We start from the raw sequence: 19,525 nt of genomic DNA, 5'->3' as shown, positions 1-19,525 counted from the left end.
GTTCAGTCTCCTGTTGAAAGACTGGCATTAGGCCTGCCAACTACTATTGCCTTGCGCTGCTAAGTCATCAATTTATAAAGGCACCCCGGGTCCCGGGGAGCGGCTGGTGTGGCGGAAGATTATGGCTAATAGCGTCAGCCTTTGATGCGGTTCCCGCTTCCAATCACTACGGCGGCAAGACCGAGAAGAATGGTCCCCCCAATGAACGTCGCCGCGATGGAAAGGTGATCGAGGAGCAGGCCGCCAAACGCCGCACCCAGCAGGATCGAGAGCTGTATGGCTGCGACCATCAACCCGCCGCCGCTTTCCGGCTCGTCGCTGATCCCTTTGGTCAGCCAGGTAGACCACGCAACCGGGATTGCCGAATTCAGCGTCCCCCAAGCGATCATCATGACCGCCACTTGCCATAGCATATGGCCGACCGCCAGCAGGCCGAGCGTCACCGCCGCCAACCCGATGGGGAGCAACCTGAGCAGCGCATAAAGATGCCGCCCAAGCAGTGCGCTGGCGCCGTATGTGCCTGCGAATCCTGCTCCGCCCAGGCCGAGCAGGAGCAGTGACAGTTGAGGGACGCTGACCCGCGTGTAGGTTTCCAAAAACCGCCGCATATAGGTAAACGTAGTAAAGGCTCCGGCAAAGGTGAGCATGACTCCCACCATGGCAAAGATGACGGTGCGCCTTTTCAGCAGGCCGAGGATCTTACCCACCGGGTGGGCTGTCTGCGGGGGCATGGACGGCAAGCTGATCCACTGCCAGATCAGGTTTATTACGACCAGAGGTACCAAGGCCCAAAAGACGCCGCGCCAGCCGACAATCCCACCCAGATAGCTGCCGATGGGCGCAGCAAAGGTGGTGGCAAGAGCGTTACCGGTGTAGATGGCTCCCAACGCCTGAGGAACGGACTCCTCCGGAACAAGGCGCATGATGATTGCCGTAGCCAGAGCCCAAAAGCCGCCGACCACGATCCCCAGAAGCGCCCGTGCCGCCATCAACGTCCCGAAGGTTGCCGCCTCGGCCATGAGGATCAAGGAGGCCAACATCAGCCCCGTAAGTCCCATGAGCACGTGGCGGCGATCAAACCGACCTGCAACGATGGCGATTAAGAGGCTGGTTACCACCGCGAAGAAGCCTGAGATGGAGATGGCCTGGCCTGCCGCTCCGGCGGTCGCCCCCAGGTCGGCGGCAATCGGCGTGAGCAGGCTGACCGGCATGAACTCCGAGGCGATCAGCATCGCTACGCACAACGCCATAGAGCCGACAGCGCTCCATGTCTGCCGTGCGGAAACGGCGCGCTGCACCGCCGCTGGAGTGGCGGCCGCCTCAACAATAAATCCTTCCGATGCGGAGAAAGCTGCATCCATTCTGTTGTCAGCGAGAACGGCTGTAGATTCCACGCAGTTTGCGAAGGTGACTTCGTCATCTAAAATTGCACTCATGATCCAGGTACTCCTTTGTGTTGCCATTGCCTTGTCTGGTGATTTCATCCTAGACCAAGCCATGAAAATGGAGATAGACCGATCCTGGAAAATTATTGCCTGATCCCACAAAGGGTCGCGTATTTATTGTAATGCAGGTTCCGGGTTGGTATGATGGGCGCTAGAGATCAACAGGAAGTTTTTCTGCGAAATCAGCCAGATGCGAGGTGGACATGAACAACAGGATGGAAGCGGCGCTAGAGACGATGAAAGAGAGCCTTGCCCGATGGACGAAGGTTGACAACCTGAGCCAGTCGTCCGTCCCGGCGCTCTGGTTCTTCAGGGAAAATGGCCCTACCGAACCGACCAGCGCGGTTTACGAGCCATGTGTTTGCCTGGTGGTGCAGGGGGCCAAACGGGTACAGCTTGGCGCCGAACAATACGTCTACAACGACCGCCAGTATCTGATCACCTCGGTCAACCTGCCCACGTTCGTCCAGGTTGTCGAGGCGAGCAGGGAAAGGCCGTTACTCGGCCTCAAATTGACCTTCGACATACAGCAGGTTTCCCAGATGCTGGTGGACAGCAACTTCCCGCATGACCGCGCGCAACAGTCCCGCCACGGCATGGCGACCAGCGAAATCACCCTGCCGCTTGTCACCGCCTTCCAGCGTCTTATCGACCTTCTCGATGAGGAGCGCGACATCCCGATGCTGGCGCCCATCATCGAGAAGGAAATCATCTATCTTTTGCTGGTTGGGGAGCAGGGAGCTCGGCTGCGGCAGATAGCGGCGGCGGGGAGCCAGAGTCAACAGATAGCGCGAGCCGTTGAATGGCTGAAGGACAACTACGCGCAGCAGCTCCGCATCGACGAGATGGCATCCCAGGCCCGCATGAGCCCATCTTCCTTTCACAGTCACTTTCGGACCCTGACCGCTTTGAGCCCGTTGCAGTACCAGAAGCATCTGCGTTTGCACGAGGCCAGGCGCTTGATGTTGGCGGATTCATTGGATGCCGCTGCCGCAGCATTCCAGGTCGGCTACGAGAGCCCTTCCCAGTTCAGCCGCGAATACAACCGCCTCTTCGGGGCTCCGCCGTTGCGCGACATCACCAGGCTGCGCCAACTAGCCGTCGCCCAACAACCCACTTCCCAAGCGACTAAGGGGGACAGGGGACTGGCGCCTTAGGTGCCTGTCCCCTTAGCGGAACGCTCCTTTCAGCTCAACCGCCTTCCCCGAGCATTAGGAGGCCGGAGTTGCCGTGGATGAAGGGGACAGGCACACCTCGCTCGAGACTTTCACCCGCCCAGGGTGAAGTAGAAGGTAGCCCCTTTGCCCACCGCCCCCTCGCCCCAGATCCGGCCGCCGTGGCGCTCGACGATCTGGTGCGAGGTCGCCAGCCCTATCCCCACACCAGCGAACTCGGAACCGTGCAGCCTCTCGAAGGGTTTGAAAAGCTTGGCCTGGTAGTCCATGTCGAAGCCGGCTCCGTTGTCGGTCACGAAGAAGGCTTCATCGCCCGAGGCGCTGGACTTGCCCACGGCGATGCGCGGGAAGGAGGTCTTGGAGGTGTACTTCCAGGCGTTGCCCAAGAGGTTGCCCAGCAGCTGATTGACGAGATGGGCGTCGCCGCGTACCGTGAGGCCCGGCTCGATCTCCTGGCAGACCAGCCGATGCGGCTCGGTTTCCTGCAGCATATGCAGGATAGCGGACGCCGCGGCGCTGACATCGACCGGCTCCATGGTGAGGGTCGCCCTGGCTACCCGGGAGAACTCCAGCAGGTGGTCGATGAGCGCGCCCATCTGGTTGGCCGCGCCCCGCATCCGGTCGAGATAGGTGCGGGCCTCGTAGGGGAGCTCGGGGCCGTATTCCTCGATGAGGATGGAACTGTAGCTGCTGATGTGCCGCAAGGGCGCGCGCAGGTCGTGCGATACCGAATAGCTGAACGATTCCCGCTCGCGGATGGCCGACTGCAGATCCGCGGTGCGCTGGCTGACTCGCTGTTCGAGCAGTTCGTTCGCTTCTTTCAATTCGTCTCTCTTCGCAAGCAGTCGGCTCTGCGTCTGCTTCTGCTGGGCTACGTCCCAAGTGAGATCGGCGAACAGGTTGACGGCATCGATATCACTTTCCGTATAGTCAGAAGGCTTGTTGCCGACGCCTAAAATGGCAACCACCTCTCCGTGTCTTTGCACCGGGACCACCAGGATGCGCTGGATCAGGGCGTGCCCCGGGGGAAGTCCCTTGCGGTGCGGCAGGCTGTTGTAGTCGTTGTAGATAATTGCCTTGCCGGAGCGCAGGCAGTCGGCCCAGACGCCGGCTTGGTCGATGCTGTACGGCCTGTCCCGATCGTCGACGCGGCAGAAATTGTCCAAGGTGCTGGTGGACCAAGCCTTCAGCGAGACGGATTCTGCGGCGGCGTCAAATAGGTGGTAAAAGCCGATGGTGCTGCCAGTCAGCACCTCCACTTCGTCCAGCGCGTTGGCCATCAGTTCGTCCAGCGTATGGCCGGCGGCATACTGGACCACACGCAGGCGCGAAAGGTGGATGTCGTTGATCCGCTTTTGACTGGAGATTTCGTGCATGGTCACGAAGACCTGGTACGGGGTGGACTCGTCGGGCCGGAACATTGGGATGGCGTTGAGATTGAACCAGCGGAAACATCCTTTGAGCGGGTTGAATACCCCGGCGATGAAGTCACATACCGGCAGGCCACTGCTGAGCGAAACCATGGAGGGGTGCCGTTCGGGAGGGAGGTCGGATCCATCTTCGGCGATGACTCGCCAGTCGGGGTTCATGGATGTGCGCCCAAGGAACTCGTCGCGGGTCAAGCCGAACATCTCCAGTGCTGCAGGGTTCACATCGGTGAGTGTGCCGTCCGCAGACTGGAAGAATGCTCCCTGGGCCATTTGGTCAAACAGGGCGTGGTATTTGGCTGCGTCGTCTCCCATAGCGATCCCTTCCGTTTCGGCCAAGCGCCGCAAAGCGGGGACAGGATAACACATTAGGAGGGGGGTTAAAAAGTATTTTAATGTTAGTCGACTCGCTTATCGACTCACTCCTGGGACGGTTTTACGCGCGCAGCCCTTCCACAACCACCTCAGCCAGATCCTTCACCCGTACCGATCCCCCCTGCAGATCCTTTAAGCCGTCCTCCATCATGGTGAGGCAGTAGGGGCAGCTGACGCAGATGGTGTCGGGTTCCTGCTGCAGCGCCTCTTTGACACGGTTCAGGTTGATCCTCTCGCCTTCCTGCTCCTCCTGCCACATCCGGCCGCCTCCGGCGCCGCAGCAGAAGGAGCGCTCCGCGTTGCGGGCGAACTCGGCGGGTGCACTGCCGGTAGCAGCCGTCAACGCCTGCCGGGGCGCGTCGTAGACATCGTTGTGCCGCCCCAGGTAGCAGGAGTCGTGGAAGAGCAGCCGTCCCAGGTCCGCCACCCGCTGCTTCAGCTCCAGTTGCCCCGAAGCGAGCAGCCCGGCTATCAGTTCCGAGTGGTGCATCACGTCCAGGTCCATGCCGTACTGGCGGTAGTCATTCTTCAGGGTCGAAAAGCAGTGCGGGCACTGAGTGACGATCTTTTTCACGCCGCGCTCGGCAAGGAGGCTGACGTTGTCTCGCGCGGTGCGGTCGAAGACGTACTCATTGCCCAGACGACGCAGGCTGTCGCCGCAGCAGCGCTCGTCCTTGCCGAGCGTCCCCCAGGAAACGCCGGCGGCGTCGAGGATGGCGGCAAGCGCGACGGTGACCTGTTTCTGCCGCGCATCGTAAGCCCCCGCGCAGCCCACGTAGAGCAGGTATTCCGTCTTCCCCTGCTCGAAGGGGCGGACCTGCAGGTTGGCGTGCCACTTGGTCCGCTCGGTCGGGGCGATGCCCCAGGGGTTACTCCTGGCCTCGACGTTCTCGAAAAAGGTCGCCAGTTCTTCGGGGAAGGAGGCCTTCATCTGCACCAGGTGGCGGCGCATCTTGACGATTTTGGGCATGTGCTCGATGAGCACCGGACAGACGCTCATGCAGGCGCCGCAGGTGGTGCAGGCCCAGATGGCGTTCTCGGCCGCGCTCCCCTCCCCTGCGCCCGCACCAGTCTCGCTCGCTGCAATCAAAGGCTGCGGCGGTGCATCCCCCGCGCGCAGGGAGGCGCCGTTGGCCAGGAGGTTGGTCTTGAGGGCGTGGATTACGGATCTAGGATTGAGGGATTTGCCGGTCCCGGCGGCGGGGCAGGCGTCCTGGCAACGGCCGCACTCGGTGCAGGAGAAGGAGTCGAAGAGATCCTTCCAGGTGAACTCGTCCACCCGGCCCGCGCCGAAGCGCCCCCCCCTGGTAAACTCCTCGCGCGGTTGGGTGTTGGGGCGCTCGAGCCCGGCGAGGAAACAGTTGGGGATGGCGGTCAGGATGTGCATGTGCTTGCTCTGCGGCAGGTAGGCGAGAAACGAGAGCAGCGCGAGGGCGTGCAGCCACCAGGACCAGACAGCCAACGTGGCCGGGTCGATGGCAAGAGGCGCCACCAGGTTTGCCGCGATGAAGGCGGAGACCGGCATGGCGGCGGGATCCTCGATCCCCGCGGCGATGCGGGCGGCGTGCAGGCCGAAGTAGGCCAGCATGAGCAGGGCGATCAGGGAGAGGATAAGGAAGGCCTCGGGACTGCGGGCCTTGACGTAATCACTGCTCAGGGAGGGCTCGGCGAAGAAGAGCCTGCGGGCGAAGGCGACCAGGACGCAGACAAGCGCCGCCATGGAGACCAGGTCGAAAAGAAAGAGCAGTGCGTGCTGGAGCGGCACCGGGAGCGCTGCGAGGCTTACCTGAGGCGCCAGGCCGCTGACCAGGAACTCGGCGTTGGCTGCGGCGAGGATGATGAAGGACCAGAAGATGACGAAGTGGTTCATCCCGAAGGGTTTGCCGAGCACCCGCTGTTGGCCGAAGGCAAGGCGGAGCATGCGCGAGAAGCGTGTCCCCGGCGCGTCGAGGCGGTCCTCCGGCCGTCCGAGGGCGACCAGGCTGAACCGGCGGTAGCAGCCGATGACGAAGGCGGAGGCGGAGAGAAGCAGGAGTACGGCAAAGAGTTTCGGGTTGGGGGACATGGTCAATCCTTTAGATTCCAAAGGCATTTTTTAACGCAAAGCCGCAAAGGCGCAAAGTTGAGAAGACCAAACCCTGTAGGTTTAGGTTTGATACTTTGTACGCCGCCTCTTTTGATCCGAGATTCAGAGCAATGATTAGCCGAGTTTCTCTTTGCGGCTTTGCGTCTTTGCGTTAACAAAGGGTCGGGTCTTTACCCGTTGCTGCAGATGGCATCTTCCGGCGCCTTCTGCTTCATATTCCTCAGGCGCTCGGTGAGGGCCGGGACGACTTGGAAGAGATCACCGATGATGCCGAGATGGGCGACCTCGAAGATGGGGGCATCGGGGTCGCGGTTGATGGCAATGATCAGGTCGGAGTCCTGCATCCCGACCAGGTGCTGAATGGCGCCGCTGATGCCACAGGCGATGTAGATCTTGGGACGCACGGTCTTGCCGGTCTGCCCCACTTGCCGCTCATGCGGCATCCACCCCGCGTCCACCGCGCTGCGCGAGGCGCCGACCACTCCGCCCAGTTCGTCGGCCAACTCCTGCAGCAGGACGAAGTTCTCCTTCCCCATCATGCCGCGCCCGCCGGAAACGATGAACTCCGCGCCGGCGACATCGACGTGGTCCTTGTTCCGGTCCGAAACCACCGCCAGCACCTTGGTAAGGATCTCTTCTTCCACTACGCCGCTGGCGACGCGGATGACAGGGCCGCTTTTCCCTTCGACGCGCTCCGGCAAGGGCATGACATGGGGACGTACCGTGGCCATCTGGGGACGGAACTTGTCGCACATGATGGTGGCCATGATGTTGCCGCCGAAGGCGGGACGGGTCTGCATCAGGTTGCGCCGATCGTCGATGCCGAGCCCGGTGCAGTCGGCGGTGAGTCCGGTGCCAACCACGGTCGCCACCGCTCCCGCGAGATCACGTCCCAGACCGGTCGCACCCATGAGCACGATCTCCGGCTTGTAGTTTTCGATCAGCCGGCACACCGCCTTCAGGTAGGCCTCGGTACGGTAGTGCCGGAACACCGGCTCGTCCACAAGGTAGGCTTGGTCGGCACCGTAGCAGAAGGAGTGGTAACAGAGTTCCTCGACGTGCGACCCGACCACGACGGCGGAGAGCGGCACCCCAAGGGTGTCGGCCAACTCACGCCCCTTCCCCATCAACTCCCAGGAGACCCGGGCCGGCTCCCCTTCGGTCTGCTCCACGAAGACCCAAACACCGCGGTAGGCGGCGAGCTTGTCGGCCAGGGCTTGCGCTTCCGGATCGACTTCCGCATCGGCACCGCTCTCCGTGGCTAGCCGCTCCAGGATCCGTTTTTCTTCGTCGGTGAAGACCACCTCAAGCGCCTGGGCGGGACAGACCTTGACGCACTTTACACAACCGATGCACTTGGACGCGACGATCTCGGGCTCGCCGCTCCCGCTCATCTCGACGGCGTCGACCGGACAGGCGCTTTCGCAGCGCCCGCCGCAGGCGATGCACCTCCCTTCGATCAGCCGCGCCTTCCCCCGCGGTCGTTTCACCCCTATCTTCGCCTCGCTCATCTTGTCTCCTATACGACCAGCAGATCCCTGCTCACAAGTTTGTCCACCAGCAGATGGGCGGCCCCTGCCGGGTCGGCGGCGCCATCGCCGACGATCTCCCCTTTTTCGCGTTGCGGCGAGAAGATCCGGCTCACCCAGGTCGGGGAGCCTTTCAGTCCGATGCCGTTTTGGTCGAGCTGCAACTCCTGGTTGCTCCAGACCTGAACCGTCGCCTGCTCGGACTCCAGCCTCATGGGAACGGTCGGATAGCGCGGACGGTTCAGTTCGCGCACCACGGTGAGCAGCACCGGAAGCGGTGCCTCCACGGTCTCGTGGCGCCCTTCCAGCTTGCGCCGCACCGTTATCCTCCCCTGGAAGGGATCGAATTTCTCGATCCGGTCCACCAGGGTGAGTTGGGTATAGCCCAGGCGCGTGGCGATGCCGGGGCCGACCTGGGCGGTGTCGCCGTCAATGGTCTGTTTGCCGCAGATGACGATGCCGACCTGCTCCTGCCGGTTCAGCCTATCGATCGCCTCCGAGAGGACGCGACTGGTGGCCAGGGTGTCCGCGCCGCCGAAGACGCGGTCGGAGAGGAGGATAGCCTCGTCGACTCCGAGGGCCAGCGCCTTCTTCAGAGTCGCCTCCGCGTTGGGAGGCCCCATGGAAATGGCGGCGACGCGGAAGCCGAAGCGGTCCTTGAGCCTGAGCGCCTCTTCCAGGGCGTGGGTGTCGTAGGGGTTGACGATGAAGGGGATCCCTTCACGAACCAGGGTGTTGGTGACCGGGTCGATCTGTACCTGGGTGGTGTCGGGGACCTGTTTGATGCAAACTACGACTAGCATTGTCAGCTCCGTTGACGTTGACGTAAGATGCGAAACGTGGTCAAAAAAAATTCTGCCTTTTCTTGATCTCCTACCGACACATCCACATCCCCTCTCCCTCTGGGAGAGGGCAGGGTGAGGGGATTCGGCAGGTAACAAACGTCCCTCACCCGCCCTTCGGGCACCCTCTCCCAGGGGGAGAGGGGACTGGTGGACGGGCACCCTCTCCCTCCGGGAGAGGGTACTAGGGGGAAATCTCGACTATAAGGAGAATGGTGTTGTTACACCGGCTTTACCTTCGGGATGAAGATCTGCTCCGGGTCGAGCACTTCGTGGATGTAGTGCAACTCCTCCCTGGTGGGGGGAAGTGTTTCGCCGCTGACCCGGCTGATGTCGAGGTCGAACTGGCACATGTCCCGGATCTGCTCGGGCGTGTTGCCCGCGTGGCAGGTGTCGAGGTAGATGCGCCCGCTTTCCTCGTCGAAGCGGAAGACACCGAGCGTGGAAATGACGGCCGAGGGGCCGCCGCGATAGGCCGCGCCGTAGAGCTCGCGCCGGTGCACCGTTTCGCCGCCGGGCCAGTTGCGCACCCGCCAACCGGGGCTCGTGATGTAGCTCACCTGCTCGGTGAAGCGGCGCTTCTCGTGCACCATGATGAAAACGGTGCGTTTCGCGAAGGAGTTGATGTCGGGGTTGCCGCCGCTGCCGGTGAGGCGCAGTTCAGGGCTCAGGTAATCGCCGATGCAGGTGGTGTTAACGTTGCCGTACTGATCCACCTCGGCGCCGCCCAAAAAGCCCAGGTCGACGTAGCCGCGCTGCGCGATGCTGAAGGCATCATGGAGACCGGAGGAGCGCGAGGCGCCCATCTCGCAGCGGGCATCGCCGACCGAAGTGGGGATCTCGGGGGGGCGGCCGTCCAGCGTCCCGGCTTCGAAGATCAGCTTGAGGTTGGGCGCGTGGGTCTTTTGCGCCAGCATGATGGCCACCATGGGGAGCCCCGTGCCGGCGAAGACGATCTCGTTGTCCTGCACCTCGCGGGAGGCGGCACAGCAGAGGAGGTCGGCCAATCCGTATTCTTCGGGTTTCGCGAACTCTTTGTTCATGTCACTGCCCCCTTTTCACGCCGGTGCTGTACTTGAGGGCGGTGTTCGCCTTCAGGTTGAGCATCTTCGGCCAGCCGAGTTTCTCGAGGTAGCCCAGGTGGTCCAGGCCGTGGATCCATTCCTTGGCGAAGTCGTCGAACCCTTCCTGGGTCCTGGTCCTGCCGTAGAAGTCCTTGAGGAAGGCGCCGTCCACGTCGTAACGGCCGAACATCCCGGTGGGGTGGGCACCGAAGGGGACTTCGAGGATGTGGTCGACCTCGAAGCTGGTGATGGTGTTCAGGTCGCTGTCGCGGCGCAGGTACTCTTCCGGGACGATCTCCTCCGCCATGACGATGGTGACGTCGGCCGCCCTGGCCACCTCCGGGTCGGAGTAGAACTGGCCGTTCACCCGCACCGTCCCCTCCTCCCCCACCTGCTGCACGCAGAGGATGGCGACGTCCACCTTGGCGGCGGGGACCATGACCTGGGCGCCGGCGCCGAAGAAGGGGTCCTCGGTGAAGCGGTACTTGTGACGGGGAATGCGCCTGCCGTCGCGGAGTCCGGCGTTGCCGAGCGTGTCGTAGGCGGGGTTATGGATGTCGGTGCCGAGCGAGGTCTGGGTCACGGCGTAGGGGGCGCCGGAAGCGGCCGCGCTGAAGCGGAACAGCATCTCCGCGTGGCTGTAGTCCTCGACCAGGATCTCCTTGTTGCCCACCTTCCTGGAGAGGTTGGCGCCGTACTTGCCGTAGAGTTCGTGGCCGACCCAGCACGACTCCCAGATGTCGACGCATCCCGCGCCCACCAGGAACTCGGTCTGTGGCCCGCCGTTCACCTCGATGAGGTGGAGCCCCTTCCTCCTCTGCCTGATCAGCTCGTAGACCAGCGCGAAGGGGCGCCGCCAGATGGTGAAGCCGGAAAAGGTCAGGCTTGAGCCGTTCTTCACGATCTCGGCCGCCTGCTGCAACGTGATCCGCTTGCCGCTACTCATGCGTCCCTCCACGAAGACAGATTAAGATTTAGACTGAGATTTAGACTGAGATTTAGACTGAGATTCAGATTGCCATTAACTTCGCCTGTTACTAATTACCTTCCGCTGGTAAGTCCCCCTTTGGCAAAGGGGGATTTAGGGGGATTTTGCTTCAGTGGCAAGCCAGGATGCTTTGGCTGCCTCGGTTAAATCCCCCCTGTCCCCCCTTCGCAAAAGGGGGGAACCCTGGTTCACGAGCAACGGTTTAAGGCAGCATATCCGATGGTGGCAGCCCCTGGTCCCGTAAGGGCACTTCGTTTAGCTAAAGTTCTTCAGGACCTCCCGGGCGATGATGACGCGCTGGATTTCACTGGTTCCCTCGTAGATGGAGGTGATCCGGACGTCGCGGGCGTAGCGCTCGACGGGGAAGTCGGCGGTGTAGCCGTAGCCTCCCAGCATCTGCACCGCGTTATAGCAGGCACGGTTGGCGGCCTCGGTGGCGAAGAGCTTGGCCATGGAAGCCTCCTTGGCGAAGGGGCGGCCGCTCTCCTTGCGGAAGGCGGCGCTCATCAGCAGCAGACGCGCCGCCTCCAATTCGGTGTAGCTGTCGGCGATCTTCCACTGGGTGGCCTGGAAAGCGCTGATCTTCTGCCCGAACTGCACCCGTTCGTTGCTGTACCGGGTGGCGTAGTCCATGGCGGCCAGGCCGATGCCGAGCGCCAGGGAGCCGATGCCGATCCTCCCGCCGCCCAGCTCGGCGACGGCGATCCGGAAACCGTCGTTCAGTTTCCCCATCAGCGCGTCCTTCGGAATGCGGCAGTTGTCGAAGACCAGTTCGTTGGTGGCCGAAGCATGCTGACCGGTCTTTTCTTCCTGCTTACCGATGACGAGCCCAGGCGTCCCCTGCTCCACGAGGAAGCAGCTGATCCCCTTCCCTTTGGGCGCTTCCTTGTCAGTGACGGCCCAGACCACGAAGACACCGGCGTAGGGCGCGCTGGTGATGAAGATCTTGGAGCCGTTCAGTACCCAGCTGTCACCGTCGAGGACGGCGGTGGTGGTCATGCCCGCGGGGTCCGATCCGGCGCCGGTCTCGGTGAGGGCGAAGCTCCCGGCGGCGTAGGCGCCGGAGCAGATGCGCGGGATGTACTTCTCCTTCTGCTCCTGCGACCCGATGGCCTGGATTACCTCGCAGACCATGTTGTTCACCGAGACGGTGACGGCGGTGGAGGCGCAGGCGCGGGCGATTTCGGTCATGGCGACGCTGAAGGCGATCACCCCGGCCTCGGAGCCGCCGTACTCTCCCTGGACGTTCAGTCCCATGAAGCCCAGCTCCGCCAGCTTCTTCAGGTTGGCCAGGAAGGCGGGGTGGTCCCCCTCCCGGTCCAGCTTGGGCGCAAGCGGTTCCAGCACGGAGCGGGCAAAGTTTCGGGCGGTTTCCTGTATCAGCTTTTGTTCTTCAGTCAGTTCGAGAAACATCGGCGTCTCCCTCTTGGTGAATCGGTTACGTTTCGCATTTTCCTGCTGAGCCGCACTGCCCCCCTCCCTAACCCTCCCCCTCCGGGGGCGGGAAACTTATCCCCTCTCCCCCCGGGAGAGGGGACCCGTGAGAGGACTTGTGAAGTTTTGCCGCTCATCAGGATCGGTTACAGTCTCATCTCGCGCACTTGGCGGTGAAGGCTGGGACGAACTGCATCACATCGGCTACCACCAGGACGTCGGCGATCTCGCCGATGGGTGCGTCCTTGTCCTTGTTGATGGCTACGATGAAATCGGCCTTCTTCATGCCCGCCAGGTGCTGGATGGCGCCGCTGATGCCGCAGGCGACGTAAAGCTTGGGGCTCACCGTCTGCCCGGTGGTGCCCACCTGGTGGCTGTGATCGACCCAGCCGGCATCGACTACGGGGCGGCTGGCGCCGAGTTCGCCCCCGAGGGCGCTGGCCAGTGCGGCGATGACCGGGACGTTGTCCTTCTTGCCCACGCCGCGGCCGGCGCTCACGATGACCTCGGCCTTGCTGAGATCGACCCCCTTCTGCTCGGCGGCCTCGTAGCCCACGAACTCGATGGCGGAGACGGTGCCGGAGAGCTCCAGCCGTTCCAGTTGGGGGGTGCCCTGCGGCTCGCCGGACGGGCTGAAGGCACCGGCCTGGATGGTGAGGACGCAGCGGCCGCTTTTCGGGGTTACCGTCCGGCGCAGCTTGGCGTTGCAGGCATTCACCTCGTAGGCCCCCTCGTTGAGCGCCACGATTTCCGAGACCTGGCCGGCCTTCAGGGCGACCGCGACGCGCGGGGCGAGGTCCCAGCCGTAGGAGGAGTGGACGAAGACGATGCAGTCCGGGTTCTCCCTCTCGACCGCCTGCAGCACCAGCTGCTTGTGCAGGTCGGGATTGTACTCGCCATACTTCGCGGCATCGGCGAGGTAGAGCCTGCCGTCGTATTTGGGGAGGTCGGCATCGCTTCCCACCAGCAGCATGACGCTGTCGGTGCCGAGGCGGTCGGCGAAGGCCTTGAGTTCATAGGTGGTGTCGAGGAGCTTTCCCTGCCGGTATTCCCCTATCAGTAACGCTTTCATGGTCTCCTCCTATCTGAGCACCGCGGTCTTTTCTTTCAGGATCCCCATCAGCCGGTCTACCTGGATGCCGATCTCCCCTTCCAGCACCAGGCCGCCGCCTTTCTTGGCGGGCGGGTAGATGGCGGCGGTGGCGGTCAGTTCGGCCTCACCGGAGAGCTCCGCCGGCGTCAGGGAGGCGATCTCCTTCTTCTTCGCCTTCATGATGTTGGGGAGCGTCGGGTAGCGCGGGGTGTTGAGCCCCAACTGGCAGGTGACCAGCGCCGGGAGTTTCAGCTTCGCCACGCCCTTGATTCCACCTTCCAGTTCCCTCTTGGCGGTGATGGTGCCGCCGTCATAGCTGAAGCCGACCAGGGTGGTGGCGCAGGCGATACCGAGCAACTCTGCCACGATCACGCCGACCTGCGCCGAACCGCGGTCCTGGGACTGCATCCCGGTGAAGATGAGGTCGAACCCTTCCCCCTTGGCGTAGCTCGCGATCATCGAGGCGATCTGCCAGGGATCCTTCTGGTAGTACCGGTCGTCGCGGATGTGGACCGCGCGGTCCCCACCCATGGCGAGTGCCTTCTTGATCGCCTCCACCGTCCGGTCGGGGCCGATGGAGAGGACCGTGATCTCGGGCTCGCCGCCCAGTTGCTCCTTGAGCTGGACCGCCTGTTCCACCGCGTACTCGTCGTATTCGTTCATGCGGAAGGCGAGGTCCCCCTCGTCGTACCAGGTCTTTTCGCCGTTGGGCCTGAAGCGGGACTCCATGTCCGGCACCTGTTTGATGCATACCAGTATCTTCATAGCTTCCTCCTCTGGATTCTTTGCGGCGTCACGCCGACACACCTTCCGCGGCCGCCAGCCGCTCCTGTTCCGGCGGCGCCGGCTCGATCCTCCCGGCCACGTCGGCCAGCGCGGTGACGGCGGCCATAGTCAGTTCCGGCCCCGCCTTGCCTATTTCGAGCGGCGTCGCGAGCCGTTCCGCCACCACCTCGGCCAGGTCCCGCACCGCCAGTTTCCCTTCGCAATCGCCGGTCTTGATGCCGTCCTCGAACATGGTCAGGCAGAAGGGACAGTTGGAGACAATCAGCGGCGCGCCGGTCGCCTCGGCCATCTTCACCCGCTGCACGTTGATCCGGCTCCCCAGCTTTTCCTCGGCGAGGATCCGGCCGCCGCCGGCGCCGCAGCAAAAGCTCTCCAGGCCCGACCGCTGCATCTCGTTGATCCTGCCTCCGGCGACGTGCAGCACGTTGCGCGGCTGCTCCATGATGCCCTGGTAGCGACCCAGGTAGCAGGAGTCATGGTAGGTGTAGTCGAACTGGTGCGGAGCCAGGGCGAGTGTCCCTGCGCCGATGAGCCGGTCGATGAAGACGGTGTAGTGTTCGACCTCCACGTCGAGCCCGAGGTCGCGGTAGTCGCGCCCCAGCGTGTTGAGGCAGTGGGGACAGGTGGTGACGATCTTCTTGACGCCGTACCCCTTGATCAGCTCGATATTCTCCTGCGCGGTCATCTGGTACAGGTACTCGTTGCCCAGCTTGCGCAGCGGTTCGCCGCAGCAGCGCTCCTCCTTGCCCAGGATGCCGACCTTCACACCGGCCGCGTCGCAGATCTTCACGAAGCTCTTGGCCACCTCCTGGTTTCTCTTGTCGAAGGAGGCGTAGCACCCCACGAAGTAGAGGATGTCCGCCTCCTCCCCGTCGGAGAGGTGCCGTACCGGCAGGCCGTCGGCCCATTTGCCGCGCTCGGCGTAGGCCATGCCGAAGGGGTTGCCGTTCACCTCGACGTTGTTAGCCGCGACCATGACCTCCTCGCCGGGGAACTCGCCCTGCATGAGCACCAGGTTGCGCCGCATCTCGATGACCTTGTTGACGTGCTCCACCTGAGCCGGACAGATCTCCTGGCAGGAGCGGCAGGTGGTACAGGACCAGAGCGCGTCCCGCCCCACCGTCTCTATCAGGTCCGCCTGCGGTGCCGTGCACGCGGTCTCGCCTATCTGCTGCACCACCTGCATCGGAGAGAGCGGTTTCTCCGTGTTGAAGGCGGGACAGCGGTCCTGGCAGCGCTTGCAGCTGGTGCAGGCGTCGGCGTCGAAGATGTCCTTCCAGGTGAGGTCGGCCACCTTGTCCACCCCGAAATGCTCCACCCCTTCGGCCTCCAGGTCGATGGTGTCGATGCTCCCCTTGGGCCTGAGATCGACGAAGAGGTAGTTGGCGGGGGTGGTCAAGAGGTGACGGAACTTGGTCCAGGGGATGGCGGCGATGAAGCCGGTGACCAGCAGGAAATGGCACCACCACCAGAGCCGGTGCAGCTCCTTGAGGGACTGCAGGTCCAGGGCGGCGAACTGGCCGGCGACGAAGAGCCCTACCGGCGAGAAGCGGGCCAGGTCCGGGTTCTGGCGCAGCTCCGTGGCGGCCATGCGCACCCCTTCGGCGAAGAAGCCGGTGACGATGATGGCGGACAAAAGGCCGTGCATCAGGTAGTCGTCGCGGGTGATCTTGAGCCCCTCCGGCCGCGCCACGAAGCGCCGCAGGGCGAGGCCGAACAGGGTGACCAGCGCGGCCAGCCCGGCCAGGTCCAGCACCAGCGAGTATCCCTTGTAGAAGCTGCCGGTGAGAATCTTAATGCCGAAGAGCGGCTGCGAGAAATCGGCCTGGGCCATGACGAAAAGCGTCCCGATGAAGAGGACCACGAAGCCCCAGAAGAACAGTGCGTGCGGGATGCCGGGGCCAGCGACGCGCAGCACCCGGATCTGGCCGAACAGGTTGGTCGCCATCAGCGTGACCCGCTCGCGCAGGTTGTCCAGGCGGTTTATCGGTTTGCCCTGCCGGTAGACCTCGACCCGCTTCCAGCACCCGTAGGCGCAGGCGGCGAAGGCCATCAGCGTGAGCAGGTACATCGGGAGCACCACGCCGTGCCCTACGTTCCAATAGATTTCCCTGGTAGCTTCCATAACTGGCTCCTGCGTGTTACCGGCTTCCCCCCTCCCGACCTCCCCCCTCCGGGGGGAGGAGCCCGTGGAGGACCGTTGTTCTCGGCGTAGCCGCGTCCCGTTTACCTACCTTCAGGGGGCAGGTGGATGAGACGAGACGGCGTCGTTACGAAAGAAGCATCTTCGAGATGACCACGCGCTGCACCTCATTGGTCCCTTCGTAGATCTCGGTGATCTTGGCGTCGCGGAACATGCGCTCCACCTCGTAGTCGCAGATGAAGCCGTAGCCGCCGTGGATCTGGATCGCCTCCTTGGTGACGTAGGTGGCCGCCTCGGAAGCGAGCATCTTGCACATGGCCGACTCGGCCGTGTAGTTCTTCTTGGCGTCCTTGAGGCAGGCGGCCTTGTAGGTCATCAGCTTGCTGGTCTCGATGCGGGTGTACATGTCGGCCAGCTTGAATTGAACCGCCTGCAGCTCGCAGATGGGGTGATCGAACTGCTTGCGCTCCTTGGAGTAGGCCAGCGCCCGCTCGAAGGCCCCTTCGGCAATGCCCAGCGCCTGGGAGGCGATGCCGATGCGCCCGCCGTTGAGTGTGTCCATGGCGATCTTGAAGCCCTGCCCTTCCTGTCCAAGGAGGTTCTCGGCCGGGATGCGCACGCCGTCCAGCGCGAAGGCGGTGGTGTAGCTGCCGCGGATGCCGAGCTTGTTCTCGTTCTTGAGGATTTCCACCCCGGGGGAGTTGAGGTCGATGATGAAGGCGGAGACGCCCCGGTGCTTCAGGCTCTTGTCCGAGGTGGCGAAGAGGACGCCGGTGCCGCGGTAGCCGCCGTTGGTGATGAAGATCTTGGAGCCGTTGATGACGAACTCGTCGCCTTCGCGGCGGTAGGTGGTGGAGATGGCCCCGGCGTCGCTGCCTGCATCGGGCTCGGTGAGGAGGAAACAGCCGATCACCTTGCCCGTGTTCAGCGCCGGGAGCCATTTCTTCTTCTGCGCCTCGGTGCCGAAGGTGTAGATCGGGCCGCAGGCGAGCGAGGTGTGCGCCGAGATGAGCACGCCGCTGGAGCCGCACGCCTTAGAGACTTCCTCGACCACGATGGCGTAGGAGAGCATGTCGAGGCCGGCGCCGTCGTACTCCTCGGGGAAGTAGCTGCCCAGGAAACCCATCTCCGCCATCTTGTTGACCAGCGAGTCCGGGATCATGTGCTCCTCGTCGATCTTCATCGCGATCGGCTTGATCTCCTTCTCAACGAACTCGCGCACCGAATCCCTCAATACTTTGTGGTCCTGGCTCAATTCGAAATCCATTGCATCCCCCTTATTTAGAAAACGTTCTATGTTCTACGTTCTAAGTTCTACGTTCACCCCACTACTGCTGGTCAGGTTCTCTGTTCTTTGTTCCATTCCGGATTGCTTAGAAGCGCTATTACATCTTTTCCAAGCGCCTCTGTTCGCAACGTAGAACGTAGAACATAGAACGTAGAACTGCTTCTGGTTCACTTTCCCTGGAACTGCGCTTTGCGCTTTTCGACGAAGGCGCCCATACCTTCTTTCTGATCCTCGGTGGCGAAGAGGACTCCGAAGAGGGAGCTCTCGTAGCGGAATCCATCTTCTTTCGTCATGTTGAGACCGTTGACGATGGCGTTCTTGGCGTAGCCGACGCCGAGGCTGCCGTTTTTGGCGATCTCCCGCGCCAGGTCCAGGGCCTTCGCCGCAAGCTCCGCCTGCGCGACCACCTCGTTGACTACCCCCCAGGCCAGGGCCTTCTGGGCGTTGATCATCCTGCCGCTATAGATCAGCTCCTTGGCCCGGTTGGGGCCGATGAGACGGGCGAGGTTCTGGGTGCCGCCGAAGCCGGGGATGATCCCCAGGGTGACCTCGGGGAAACCAAGCTTGGCGTTGTCGGAGGCGTAGATGACGTCGCAGGCGAGGGCCAGTTCGAGGCCGCCACCCAGGGCGTACCCGTTCACCGCGGCGATCACCGGCTTGGTCATCTTCTCCATGAAGAGCATGACCCGCTGCCCCTGGAGGGCGAAACGGTGCCCCTCGTAGGAGTTCATGTCGGCCATCTCCTTGATGTCCGCGCCGGCGACGAAGGCCTTTTCACCTGCTCCGGTGAGGATGACGACGCGCACTGCGGAGTCCTGCTCCAGCTTGTAGAGGGTGCACTCCAGTTCGCCGAGCACCTGGCTGTTCAGCGCGTTCAGGCTCGCCGGGCGGTTCACGGTGACGGTCGCCACTCCCTCGGCGATCTCGCAAAGGATGTTCTGGTTTTCCATGATGATCGCTCCCCCGGGCCTAGCCCTGATAGTCGTAGAATCCCTTGCCCGACTTCTTGCCGAGATAGCCGGCGTTGACCATGTTCACCAGGAGCGGGCAGGGACGGTACTTGGGATCCTTGAAGCCGTCATGCAGGACGTTGCAGATGGCGAGCACGGTGTCGAGGCCGATGAAGTCGGCGAGAACCAGCGGACCCATGGGCTGGTTGGTGCCCAGCTTCATCCCCTTGTCGATGTCCTCGGTTGTGGCGATCCCCTCGTAGAGGGCGAAGATCGCCTCGTTGATCATCGGGATCAGCACCCGGTTGACGATGAAGCCGGGGTAGTCCTTGGCGACCGCCATCTCCTTGCCCAGGCGCGCGACCAGGGCGCCGATGGCCTGGAAGGTTTCCTCGCTGGTGCCCAGGCCGCGGATCACTTCGACCAGCTGCATGATCGGCACCGGGTTCATGAAGTGCATGCCGATCACCTTGTCCGGACGCCTGGTGCAGGCCGCGATGCGGGTAATGGAGATGGAGGAGGTGTTGGAGGCGAGGATGGCGTCTTCCGCCACGATCTCGTCGAGCTTCTTGAAGAGGTCGAACTTGAGGTTCTCGTTCTCGGTCGCCGCCTCCACCACCAGGTCGCACTGGGCGAAGTCCTTGAGGTCCTTGGTGGCGGTGGTGCGGGCCATGATCCCTTCGATGCTGGTGGTGAAGATGACGCCTTTCCTCGCCTGGCGCTCCAGGTTCTGTTCGATGGACTTGAGCGCCTTGTCCAGTTGAGCCTGGGAAATGTCGTAGAGCAGAACCTGGTACGCATGCTGGGCGAAGACATGGGCGATACCGCTTCCCATCTGGCCGGCGCCTATGACGCCTACTACCTTGAACATGTCATCCTCCTATGAAAACTGGGATCCTT

The 19,525-nt window shown here is 62.9% G+C and carries 15 protein-coding genes; 1 reads left to right on the top strand and 14 read right to left on the bottom strand.

All coding sequences use genetic code 11. The features are described 5' to 3' along the window. Positions 1 to 134: 134 nt before the first annotated feature. Complete coding sequence (locus tag JFN91_RS04470) at positions 135 to 1,436, bottom strand: MFS transporter (RefSeq protein ID WP_236014957.1); 1,302 nt, start codon at positions 1,434 to 1,436, stop codon at positions 135 to 137. A 212-nt stretch (positions 1,437 to 1,648) separates the two neighbouring features. Between JFN91_RS04470 and JFN91_RS04465 the strand changes: the two genes are divergently transcribed. After that, on the top strand, positions 1,649 to 2,602 hold the full coding sequence (locus JFN91_RS04465) for an AraC family transcriptional regulator (RefSeq protein WP_236014955.1): 954 nt from the start codon (positions 1,649 to 1,651) through the stop codon (positions 2,600 to 2,602). A 110-nt stretch (positions 2,603 to 2,712) separates the two neighbouring features. Here JFN91_RS04465 and JFN91_RS04460 read toward each other — a convergent pair whose 3' ends face one another. The 13 genes from JFN91_RS04460 to JFN91_RS04400 form a co-directional block, all read right to left on the bottom strand. Further along, positions 2,713 to 4,362 carry a PAS domain-containing sensor histidine kinase gene (locus tag JFN91_RS04460; RefSeq protein ID WP_199387998.1) on the bottom strand — a complete coding sequence of 550 codons (1,650 nt, stop codon included), beginning with the start codon at positions 4,360 to 4,362 and terminating at the stop codon, positions 2,713 to 2,715. A 121-nt stretch (positions 4,363 to 4,483) separates the two neighbouring features. Next, the gene (locus JFN91_RS04455; RefSeq protein WP_199387997.1) at positions 4,484 to 6,487 is read right to left on the bottom strand and encodes a (Fe-S)-binding protein; all 2,004 of its coding nucleotides are present in this window, start codon (positions 6,485 to 6,487) and stop codon (positions 4,484 to 4,486) included. Between the two features lie 191 nt (positions 6,488 to 6,678). Then, the gene (locus JFN91_RS04450) at positions 6,679 to 8,019 is read right to left on the bottom strand and encodes an electron transfer flavoprotein subunit alpha (RefSeq protein WP_199387996.1); all 1,341 of its coding nucleotides are present in this window, start codon (positions 8,017 to 8,019) and stop codon (positions 6,679 to 6,681) included. A gap of 8 nt (positions 8,020 to 8,027) precedes the next feature. Beyond that, a complete protein-coding gene (locus JFN91_RS04445; RefSeq protein WP_199387995.1) occupies positions 8,028 to 8,840 on the bottom strand; it encodes an electron transfer flavoprotein subunit beta/FixA family protein in 813 nt (270 codons plus the stop codon). A 260-nt stretch (positions 8,841 to 9,100) separates the two neighbouring features. Then, positions 9,101 to 9,922: a CoA-transferase subunit beta gene (locus JFN91_RS04440; RefSeq protein ID WP_183346824.1), complete on the bottom strand. Its 822-nt coding sequence runs from the start codon at positions 9,920 to 9,922 to the stop codon at positions 9,101 to 9,103. Position 9,923: 1 nt separating this feature from the next. Beyond that, positions 9,924 to 10,889, bottom strand: a complete 966-nt coding sequence (locus tag JFN91_RS04435; RefSeq protein ID WP_199387994.1) for a CoA transferase subunit A — start codon at positions 10,887 to 10,889, stop codon at positions 9,924 to 9,926. 297 nt (positions 10,890 to 11,186) lie between these two features. Beyond that, a complete protein-coding gene (locus JFN91_RS04430) occupies positions 11,187 to 12,344 on the bottom strand; it encodes an acyl-CoA dehydrogenase family protein (protein ID WP_199387993.1) in 1,158 nt (385 codons plus the stop codon). Positions 12,345 to 12,519: 175 nt separating this feature from the next. Beyond that, positions 12,520 to 13,437 (bottom strand): electron transfer flavoprotein subunit alpha/FixB family protein, encoded by a 918-nt coding sequence (locus JFN91_RS04425; RefSeq protein ID WP_199387992.1) that lies wholly within the window; start codon positions 13,435 to 13,437, stop codon positions 12,520 to 12,522. A gap of 9 nt (positions 13,438 to 13,446) precedes the next feature. Continuing rightward, on the bottom strand, positions 13,447 to 14,223 hold the full coding sequence (locus JFN91_RS04420; protein WP_199387991.1) for an electron transfer flavoprotein subunit beta/FixA family protein: 777 nt from the start codon (positions 14,221 to 14,223) through the stop codon (positions 13,447 to 13,449). A 28-nt stretch (positions 14,224 to 14,251) separates the two neighbouring features. Next, on the bottom strand, positions 14,252 to 16,369 hold the full coding sequence (locus tag JFN91_RS04415) for a heterodisulfide reductase-related iron-sulfur binding cluster (RefSeq protein WP_199387990.1): 2,118 nt from the start codon (positions 16,367 to 16,369) through the stop codon (positions 14,252 to 14,254). Positions 16,370 to 16,514: 145 nt separating this feature from the next. Further along, positions 16,515 to 17,654: an acyl-CoA dehydrogenase gene (locus tag JFN91_RS04410; protein WP_199387989.1), complete on the bottom strand. Its 1,140-nt coding sequence runs from the start codon at positions 17,652 to 17,654 to the stop codon at positions 16,515 to 16,517. 188 nt (positions 17,655 to 17,842) lie between these two features. Continuing rightward, positions 17,843 to 18,625 carry an enoyl-CoA hydratase/isomerase family protein gene (locus tag JFN91_RS04405; RefSeq protein WP_199387988.1) on the bottom strand — a complete coding sequence of 261 codons (783 nt, stop codon included), beginning with the start codon at positions 18,623 to 18,625 and terminating at the stop codon, positions 17,843 to 17,845. A 19-nt stretch (positions 18,626 to 18,644) separates the two neighbouring features. Continuing rightward, on the bottom strand, positions 18,645 to 19,496 hold the full coding sequence (locus JFN91_RS04400) for a 3-hydroxybutyryl-CoA dehydrogenase (protein WP_199387987.1): 852 nt from the start codon (positions 19,494 to 19,496) through the stop codon (positions 18,645 to 18,647). Positions 19,497 to 19,525: the final 29 nt, after the last annotated feature.

This window comes from Geomonas anaerohicana, assembly GCF_016458305.1.
In the GTDB taxonomy this organism is placed as follows: domain Bacteria; phylum Desulfobacterota; class Desulfuromonadia; order Geobacterales; family Geobacteraceae; genus Geomonas; species Geomonas anaerohicana.
This window is presented reverse-complemented; position numbering and strand designations above follow the sequence as displayed.

Excerpts from the sequence above, each read along its gene's own strand:
- JFN91_RS04470 (WP_236014957.1), bottom strand. The coding sequence starts at position 1,436 with ATGAGTGCAATTTTAGATGACGAAGTCACCTTCGCAAACTGCGTGGAA.
- JFN91_RS04465 (WP_236014955.1), top strand. The coding sequence starts at position 1,649 with ATGAACAACAGGATGGAAGCGGCGCTAGAGACGATGAAAGAGAGCCTT.
- JFN91_RS04460 (WP_199387998.1), bottom strand. The coding sequence starts at position 4,362 with ATGGGAGACGACGCAGCCAAATACCACGCCCTGTTTGACCAAATGGCC.
- JFN91_RS04455 (WP_199387997.1), bottom strand. The coding sequence starts at position 6,487 with ATGTCCCCCAACCCGAAACTCTTTGCCGTACTCCTGCTTCTCTCCGCC.
- JFN91_RS04450 (WP_199387996.1), bottom strand. The coding sequence starts at position 8,019 with ATGAGCGAGGCGAAGATAGGGGTGAAACGACCGCGGGGGAAGGCGCGG.
- JFN91_RS04445 (WP_199387995.1), bottom strand. The coding sequence starts at position 8,840 with ATGCTAGTCGTAGTTTGCATCAAACAGGTCCCCGACACCACCCAGGTA.
- JFN91_RS04440 (WP_183346824.1), bottom strand. The coding sequence starts at position 9,922 with ATGAACAAAGAGTTCGCGAAACCCGAAGAATACGGATTGGCCGACCTC.
- JFN91_RS04435 (WP_199387994.1), bottom strand. The coding sequence starts at position 10,889 with ATGAGTAGCGGCAAGCGGATCACGTTGCAGCAGGCGGCCGAGATCGTG.
- JFN91_RS04430 (WP_199387993.1), bottom strand. The coding sequence starts at position 12,344 with ATGTTTCTCGAACTGACTGAAGAACAAAAGCTGATACAGGAAACCGCC.
- JFN91_RS04425 (WP_199387992.1), bottom strand. The coding sequence starts at position 13,437 with ATGAAAGCGTTACTGATAGGGGAATACCGGCAGGGAAAGCTCCTCGAC.
- JFN91_RS04420 (WP_199387991.1), bottom strand. The coding sequence starts at position 14,223 with ATGAAGATACTGGTATGCATCAAACAGGTGCCGGACATGGAGTCCCGC.
- JFN91_RS04415 (WP_199387990.1), bottom strand. The coding sequence starts at position 16,369 with ATGGAAGCTACCAGGGAAATCTATTGGAACGTAGGGCACGGCGTGGTG.
- JFN91_RS04410 (WP_199387989.1), bottom strand. The coding sequence starts at position 17,654 with ATGGATTTCGAATTGAGCCAGGACCACAAAGTATTGAGGGATTCGGTG.
- JFN91_RS04405 (WP_199387988.1), bottom strand. The coding sequence starts at position 18,625 with ATGGAAAACCAGAACATCCTTTGCGAGATCGCCGAGGGAGTGGCGACC.
- JFN91_RS04400 (WP_199387987.1), bottom strand. The coding sequence starts at position 19,496 with ATGTTCAAGGTAGTAGGCGTCATAGGCGCCGGCCAGATGGGAAGCGGT.